Genomic DNA, 7,793 nt, shown 5'->3' with positions numbered 1-7,793 from the left:
TGAGCGACGGGCAGAAATCCTTCCACGAGCGCTTCGTTAAGCACTAATCCGCTGCGGTTCAGTTGCTTTTATAACCTGAAAAGGGTCCGCCAACCGGCGGGCCTTTTTTTTGTGCCCACCGGCCCGGGAGAGTGCCCCAAATATTGCGGAGCTTATCGGCCCGTGTGGCCCCGGAGGGGCGTTTTTTCGGCGAACGGGCGGCGGGTAAAACGGTAAAATGGCAGGGTCCTGTTAAAAGACAATTTCAGGGCTGGAAGAGGGGTGATTTAAAGCATTTTTTAGCTACGGCGAATACCCACTGAGTTAATGATTTGATATTTTTTCCGCCCTTTTTGGGTCATGAAAGGCATTTTAATGAAAATATTGTTGGCAAATGAGGTGTAAATTTAAAAAAAGCATAATTTGCCGCCGTGGTAGCTCTCCAAAGCGCCGCATTTTTAAGTCCTATTTGCCTTTCATTTCTTCCATCCACAACCAACCTACACGGTATGATCAACAAATACTCAGCGGCTACCCTTTTGCTGCTCGGAGGTCTGTCCTCTACCACCTTTGCCCAGGATTTTTCCCGGGTAAAAAGCCAGGAACTCAACGAAAACGGCACCCCCGCTCTGGTGCAGTTCCGGGAGCAGGGTGCGGCCTACCAGCTCAGTGAAGCAAAGACCGCCCTACGCGACCAGCTCCAGCTGGGCAGCGAAGACCAGATGGTGCAACTGAAGACCGACGCCGATCAGGCCGGTTTCGTGCACGAGAAGTATCAGCAATACTACAAGGGCATCAAAGTGGAGCACGCCACCTACTCGGTACATGCCCGCCAGGGTCGGGTGGAGAGCATCAGCGGCCAGTTTGAGAAAGTGCGGGGCCTGAACACCACGCCCGCTCTGGACGCCGGAGCCGCCCTGGGCCGCGCCATGCAGTTTGTGGGAGCCAAGGAATACATGTGGCAGGATGCCGCCGAAGAGGCGTATCTGAAGGCCCAGGAAAACGACCCCTCGGCTACGTATGCGCCTAAAGGAGAGCTGGTCGTGGTGCGCGACATGCGCTCGGCTAACCCCCTGAAAGTGGGCAGGCCCACGTTGGCCTGGAAGTTCAATGTGTACGCCAAAGCCCCCGTGAGCCGCGCGTTCATCTACGTGGACGCCCACTCCGGCGAAGTGGTATTCCAGGATGCCATCATCAAGCACGCCGCCGCCACCGGCTCGTTTGCCACCCGCTACAGCGGCACCCAGAGCAGCACCACCGACAGCTTCAACGGCTCCTACCGCCTGCGCGACGTCACCCGCGGTTCGGGCGTGCAGACTTTCGACATGAACCAGGGCACGAACTACAGCTCGGCCGTGGACTTCACCGATGCCAACAACAGCTGGACCGAATACAACAATTCGGCCTTCGACAACGCCGCACTGGATGCCCACTGGGGCGCGCAGGCAGTGTATGATTACTGGAAAAACGTGCACGGCCGCAACTCCTACAACGGAGCCGGAGCCGCCATCAAGAGCTACGTGCACTACAGCCGCAGCTACGAAAATGCCTATTGGGACGGTACGCGCATGACCTACGGCGATGGAGCCACGCGCTTCTCGCCCCTGACCTCGCTGGACGTGTGCGCCCACGAAATCGGCCATGCCGTGTGCTCCAGCACCGCCAACCTGACCTACTCTTACGAATCGGGCGCCCTCAACGAAGGCTTCTCCGACATCTGGGGTGCGGCCGTGGAATACTACAAGGCCCCCAACAAGCAGACCTGGCTCATCGGCGAAGACATTGACAAGCAGCGCCCGTCGTTGCGCTCGATGAGCAACCCCAACGCCGAAGGGCAGCCCGACACCTACCAGGGCACCTACTGGGCCACTGGCTCGGGCGACAACGGCGGGGTGCACACCAACTCGGGCGTACTCAACCACTGGTTCTACCTGCTGAGCGTGGGCAAGAGCGGCACCAACGACAAAGGCAACGCCTACAACGTAGCGGCCATCGGCATTGATGCCGCCGCCAAAATTGCCTACCGTACCGAAGCGGTGTATCTGACGGCCAGCAGCAACTACGCCGCTGCCCGGACTTACAGCATTCAGTCGGCCAAGGATTTGTACGGAGCCGGTTCGGCCCAGGAAATTGCCGTAACCAACGCCTGGTATGCCGTGGGCGTAGGAGCCGCAGCTTCCGGCGGCGGCGGCGGCACTCCACCTCCAACTCCGGCTTCTTACTGCACCAGCAAAGGCAGCAATACCACCTACGAGTGGATTGACCTCGTGCAGCTGGGCTCTATCAACCGCACCTCGTCGGCCGATGGGGGGTACTACAACGGCACGGCTACTTCGACTTCGGTTGCTGCCGGTTCTTCCCAGACCATTTACATCTCGGCCGGTTTCCGCTCCACGGCCTACACCGAGAACTGGAAAGTATACATCGACTACAACCAGGATGGCGACTTCACCGATGCCGGTGAAACCGTAGTGTCCGGTTCTTCTTCGAGCAGCGCCACTTTGTCGGCCAGCTTCACGGTGCCGGGTTCGGCGAAATCGGGCGCCACCCGGATGCGGGTAGTGATGAGCGACAACGCCGGCACAACCAGCTGCGGCAGCTTCAGCTACGGCGAAACGGAGGACTACACCCTCAACATCACCGGCGGTACGCTGGCCTCGCAAGGGGTGGCGGCCTCTTCCACGGCTACGCCGAGCGCCTCACTCAGCACCAGCGTGGCCGATAAAGCCGTGAGCCTGTTCCCGAACCCGGCTGAGCGACGGGCAGAAATCCTTCCACGAGCGCTTCGTTAAGCACTAATCCGCTGCGGTTCAGTTGCTTTTATAACCTGAAAAGGGTCCGCCAACCGGCGGGCCTTTTTTTTGTGCCCACCGGCCCGGGAGAGTGCCCCAAATATTGCGGGGCTCATCGGCCCGTGCGGTCTGCTTTTGCGGGCGCTCTGGCGGGAGACGGACAACCTGGAGAAACGCACAACAGAATACCTAGGCGGGACGGCGTGCGGGAGGGCGCTTCTAGCCGCCGCTTACTGGGGGAATCAGGGCTATTTCGTCGCGCTCGTGCAGCGGGGTATCATCGGTGGCGTACTCGTTGTTCACCGCCACGGCCAAGCTGCTCAGGCCGGCCAGGGCCGGATACTGCGCGTGCAGCGCCACAAGCAGGCCCCGGGCCGACTGGCCGGCCGGCGCGGCAACTTCCAGCGTGGACTGGCCGACGATTTCGCGGGCGATACCGAACAAGGCAATTTTCAGGTTCATGGGCGGATCAATATAATTGGGCAACATTACGTAGAGCAAACCCAAACAACCGCACCGGTGTTACGTTTTCTCCCCGATGCCCGGTTTCACTCCGGAGGCTTCCTCTCTTTTTCTTCTTCTTGCATGGCCCTTTCTGCTGCCCCGTCTGTTTTGTTCGATAACCACGGCCGCCCGCTGGAATACCTGCGGCTGGCCGTTACGGACCGGTGCAACCTGCGCTGCTTCTACTGCATGCCCGAGGAAGGCATTAAGTACCTGCCCAAGCAGGAGTTGTTGACCTACGAGGAAATGGAGCGGCTGGTAGCCCTCATGGCGGGTCTGGGCGTGCGCAAAGTGCGCCTGACGGGCGGGGAGCCATTCGTGCGGCGCGACCTGGTGCCGTTTATGGACCGCCTGAGTCAGCTGCCGGGTATCGAGGAGCTGACCCTGACCACCAACGGCGTGCTCACTGCTCCCCACGTGCCCGAACTGGCCCGCATCGGCGTGAAAGCCGTTAATCTGAGCCTCGACACCCTGGACCGCGCCCGGTTTGCCGCCATCACCCGCCGCGACGAGTTGCCCCAGGTCCTGGCCACGCTGTATGCCCTGCTGGCGGCTGGTATCCGGGTCAAAATTAACGCTGTGGTGATGGACGGGCAGAACACCCAGGACCTGCTGCCCCTGGCCGAGCTGACCCGGGAGTTGCCCGTAGATGTGCGCTTCATTGAGGAAATGCCCTTCAATGGCGGCAGCCACGAGGCCACGCCCGCCACTCTGCCCTGGAACCACCACCGCATCCGGGAGCATCTGGCCCTGAACCTGGGTGAGCTGACGCCCGTGCCCACCCGCCCCGGCGACACGGCCTCGCATTACACCGTGGCCGGCCACCAGGGCCGCCTGGGCATCATTGCGGCCTATTCGCGCACCTTTTGCGGCACCTGCAACCGCATCCGCCTCACGGCCGAGGGGGGCCTCAAAACCTGCCTCTACGACCAGGGCGTGCTCGACATCCGGGCTTTGCTGCGCGGCGGCTCCTCCGATGAGCAGGTTGCTGAAGCCCTGAAATCGGCCTTTCGCCACCGCGCCGCCAACGGCTTCGAAGCCGAAAGCCAGCGCCCCCTGCACCAACTCAGTTTCGAGTCGATGAGCACGATTGGGGGGTAGGCGGGGCCAATAGTTTCAGGTACTGACACCGGCTATCCAAGCAGTTTATCAGGTGTAACGGCAAAGCCTTGCTGGTCTTTCCGGCTTTTTGCTTAAACCCAGCTCTGTAACTTGCGGCTCCACTGATGCACTCTTCGTTTGCCACACCCCTGGCAGCCCGCCTCCCGCACCATGAAAGTACTCCTGAGCTGCCTGCTGCTCTTCAATCTGCTGTGTTTTTTGCTCTTCGCCCTGGATAAAAGGAAGGCTCGGAGTAACCAGCGGCGCATTGCCGAAAAAACGCTGCACTTCGCTACGCTACCCGGCGCGGCGCCCGGCGCATGGGCGGCAATTTTGCTGCTGCATCATAAAAACCGCAAAGCCTCTTTCTGGGGCGTTACCCTGGCACTGACGCTGCTGCAAGGGGCGGCGCTCTATTTCATGTGGCCTTATTTGCAGGCACCGTTCTAGCTCAGTCAAGCTTCTGCATGCGGGCAATCGGGCCATGCGCGCGGCAAGCAACGGGGATATCATGCGACTACCAACGCGCCCTGCGCCGGATTTTGGCCAGGCAGTTAAAATCAGAACACGTTGTTGCTCCTATTCGGGGCGGGAACAACTTGCAGCAGATGCCAGTGCTACGTACTGTTAGCTGGCCTCATCAAAGCGGAAGATGATGAGGCCGGCGCAGTCGTGGGGCCAATGTAGCGCCATACGGCTGCTTTCGGTCAGGCCAGCGTCAGGAACCCCGTCGGGTAGCTTGCTGGCTTCGGGCTTGATGCTGCCCGCTTTCACAAGAGCGGATATATTTATCCGGGGGAAGGCTAGCGCGAGAGAGTAGAGCCCAGTTTGATGAGCAGCTTGCTGAGCTGGGCCAGGGGGGCGCTGTAGTTGTCGGCGGTTTCTTCGGCCACTTTGGCAGTTTCATTGCCCAGGGAAGCCAGGGTTTCGGCCAGGTCGTGGGTTTGGGTGTCGGCGGCGTTGAGCTGTTCGCGCAGTAGGGCTAGCTCCTGGGTAATTTTGGCCAGGCCGGGCCGGCTGGAAGCCCGTAGTACTTCCGTCCAGCGGTCTATTTCGGTCAGCCCCAGGGGGTTATTCTTGTCGGGAGTACCGGCGCTGAGCAGGCTGAGCGTATCGGTGAGCAGGGCAGAATTCTGCTGGTCGGTTACGGTAAGCGCAACAGTGGGCACGGGGACGTTCTGGGGGGTGGAGGCGGTAGAATCCATAAAACGGGACGGAAAGTAGGTAAGGCGACTATGCTGGCTATACTCATCCGCTGCCGGAAAAGTTGGCGCATCCCGGCGGCCAATGCTGCGTACAGGCTCCTCGGCTTACCTTGGCCGGAAAGTTGCGGCCCCCACCGCCCGCCTATGCTGCACCAGTACCAATCCGCTCCGTTTTCCTCGCCCACCCGCCAGCAGCAGTTCGATGCCGTAGAAGCGGCCCTCGCGGCCGAGGCCGCCGCACCCGCCACGCTGTTGCTGGGCCACGTGCCGCTGGCCGGGGGGCTGGTGCTCGATGCCCTCATTCTGCGTCCGCGCAGCCTTACCATCGTGCAGTTGCTGCCCACTGGCGGCCGGCTGCACATGCCGGATCTGCGCACTGGCTCCTGGTACCTCGATGGGGCGCTGCTGGAGCTGCCCGATGAGGCCGCCAACCCTTTCGAGCGCTTCGAGCAGCAGCGTACGGCGCTCATGGCCCAGCTTCAGGGGCTGCTGCCCGCCGAAGCCGCCAACCTGCACTTTATCACGGGGTTGGTGTTGTTCGCGGCCCCGGTCAGTTTCGGCCCCGAGGTGGAGGCGCGCATGGCGGCCGTGCCCGCCGCCTCCACGTTTCACCTGCTGCCCGACCCGGCCCGTTTCACGCGCCGGCTGGCCCAGCTGGCTACTCCCGAAATCGACCTTACCCCCGCCGACCTGGAGCAGGTTGCCCGGGCTCTGGGAGCCGTTGCGGTAGTGCTCCCCACTCCGGCCGCTCCGCCGCTACCGGCCCCGGCACCTACGCCGGCCGAGGCGGCCCCGGCTGAAGCTGCTGGGTTGCCGGAGCCGGCCACTACCAGCGAGTTGCTGCGCCAGAAGGCGGGCCAGCTGTGGCGGTGGCTGGGAGCGGAAGATCTGGACGAGCTCGACCGCACGTCTACCGGGTATGAGATTGACCTTGACGCCCGCAACCAGGAAAAGCAGGAGCTGGAAGCCCTGCGCCTGCGCCTGCAAGCCGATATGCAGCAGCAGATGCGGGCGCTCGAAAACCGCGAAACCGAGCGGGAAGAGCGCATGGCCCAGCTTCAGCAGCAATTGTACGCCGCCCCGGTAGCTCCCGAAGCCCCCGACCTGCAAGCACAGCTGGCCGCCGAGAAGCGGGAGAAGCAGGCCCTGGAATCGGCCATGGACGGCTACCGGAGCGAACTGGAAACACGGAATCAGGAACTGGGGCAAAAAATCCAGCAACTCGAACAGCTCATCAACCGGCTGGCTGTTTCCCCCTCCGAAGCGCCACCGGCCCCGGTGGCCGTTTCGGTTGCGGCCCCAGCCCCTGCTGCGGCCGCCGCCGCAACGCCCGCTCCTACCCGCTCCCGCCCGGCCGTTGCGCCCCATTCACCCGGGCCTGCTCCTGGCCGCCCGCAGTTTGGCCGGCCCGCGCAGGCGCGTCGGCCGCTGCTGGGCACCGCGTTGCGCTGGTGGCCGCTGACGACCCGCTGGCTGGCCCGGCGCGGCATCCCGGACCGGTGGGCCGCTGCCCTGCCGGGGCGCCGCCCGGCCTACGTAGCCGCCGCCGGTGGTACGGCCCTGCTGCTGGCCCTGGCCGTTGCCCGTTGCGGCGGCTCCGAAGCCCCCGTGCCTTTTTCTGAAAACGGCCGCCAAGGGCTGCTCGCGGCCGACGGCGACACGGTGCTGCCCGCCCGTTACACCCGAATCGGGGAGTTTCGGCAAGAGCGGGCCGTGGTGGAGCAGGAGGGCGTGTTCGGGTTCGTGGGCGCTGATGGCCAGGAGGTTGTTGCGCCGGCCTACGATGCGCTCTACCCCTACGCCGACGGCTACGCCCGGGCCCGGGCAGGTGGGCTCTACACGTTCCTGAATGAGGAAGGCGAGGAATTCAGTACGTTTTACTACGCCGCCCGCGACTTCGCCGAGGGCTATGCCGCCGTGCTCGACAAGCAGGGCTGGCACTACATCCAGGGACCCGAAGAGCCGGCCGAACCAGTTGTTTTTCAGGAAGCCTACGATTTCAGTCAGGAGCTGGCACGCGTGAAGAAGGACGGTTATTTCACCTTTATCAGCCCCGCCTATCTGGCCGATACGACCACTGGTTCGGCCCCCTTCGGACGCTATGCCAGCGCCACCGACTTCGATGCCAAGGGCCGGGCCCGGGTTACCCAAAACGGCCGCTCCTTCTTCATCAACCGGAGCGCGGAGCTCGTAAACGACTAGCCGGCTGATT

Annotated in this window: 7 protein-coding genes; 4 read left to right on the top strand and 3 right to left on the bottom strand. The window is 62.7% G+C overall.

The annotated features are described in order from the left end of the window. Window positions 1–488: 488 nt before the first annotated feature. On the top strand, window positions 489–2,771 hold the full coding sequence (locus D0T11_RS05585) for a M4 family metallopeptidase (protein ID WP_119654790.1): 2,283 nt from the start codon (window positions 489–491) through the stop codon (window positions 2,769–2,771). A gap of 219 nt (window positions 2,772–2,990) precedes the next feature. Here the strand turns inward: D0T11_RS05585 and moaD are convergent, their stop codons facing one another. Continuing rightward, window positions 2,991–3,260 carry a molybdopterin converting factor subunit 1 gene (moaD, locus tag D0T11_RS05580; RefSeq protein WP_317127251.1) on the bottom strand — a complete coding sequence of 90 codons (270 nt, stop codon included), beginning with the start codon at window positions 3,258–3,260 and terminating at the stop codon, window positions 2,991–2,993. Window positions 3,261–3,356: 96 nt separating this feature from the next. On the opposite strand from moaD, the gene moaA reads away from it, so the two are divergent. After that, complete coding sequence (gene moaA, locus D0T11_RS05575) at window positions 3,357–4,376, top strand: GTP 3',8-cyclase MoaA (RefSeq protein ID WP_119654789.1); 1,020 nt, start codon at window positions 3,357–3,359, stop codon at window positions 4,374–4,376. A gap of 171 nt (window positions 4,377–4,547) precedes the next feature. Beyond that, window positions 4,548–4,826, top strand: coding sequence for a DUF1294 domain-containing protein (locus tag D0T11_RS05570; protein WP_119654788.1), 279 nt, complete (start codon window positions 4,548–4,550; stop codon window positions 4,824–4,826). A 177-nt stretch (window positions 4,827–5,003) separates the two neighbouring features. Here the strand turns inward: D0T11_RS05570 and D0T11_RS22440 are convergent, their stop codons facing one another. Together D0T11_RS22440 and D0T11_RS05565 are read right to left on the bottom strand one after the other, a co-directional pair. Beyond that, a complete protein-coding gene (locus D0T11_RS22440) occupies window positions 5,004–5,150 on the bottom strand; it encodes a hypothetical protein (RefSeq protein WP_182888260.1) in 147 nt (48 codons plus the stop codon). Between the two features lie 29 nt (window positions 5,151–5,179). Then, window positions 5,180–5,581 carry a hypothetical protein gene (locus tag D0T11_RS05565; RefSeq protein WP_119654787.1) on the bottom strand — a complete coding sequence of 134 codons (402 nt, stop codon included), beginning with the start codon at window positions 5,579–5,581 and terminating at the stop codon, window positions 5,180–5,182. 144 nt (window positions 5,582–5,725) lie between these two features. Between D0T11_RS05565 and D0T11_RS05560 the strand changes: the two genes are divergently transcribed. After that, window positions 5,726–7,783 carry a WG repeat-containing protein gene (locus D0T11_RS05560; protein WP_119654786.1) on the top strand — a complete coding sequence of 686 codons (2,058 nt, stop codon included), beginning with the start codon at window positions 5,726–5,728 and terminating at the stop codon, window positions 7,781–7,783. The last annotated feature ends 10 nt before the right edge of the window (window positions 7,784–7,793 follow it).

Origin of the sequence: Hymenobacter rubripertinctus (genome assembly GCF_003583925.1) — a bacterium.
In the GTDB taxonomy this organism is placed as follows: domain Bacteria; phylum Bacteroidota; class Bacteroidia; order Cytophagales; family Hymenobacteraceae; genus Hymenobacter; species Hymenobacter rubripertinctus.
Note: the sequence above shows the minus strand (reverse complement) of the source record. Positions and strands in the feature narration are given on the sequence as shown.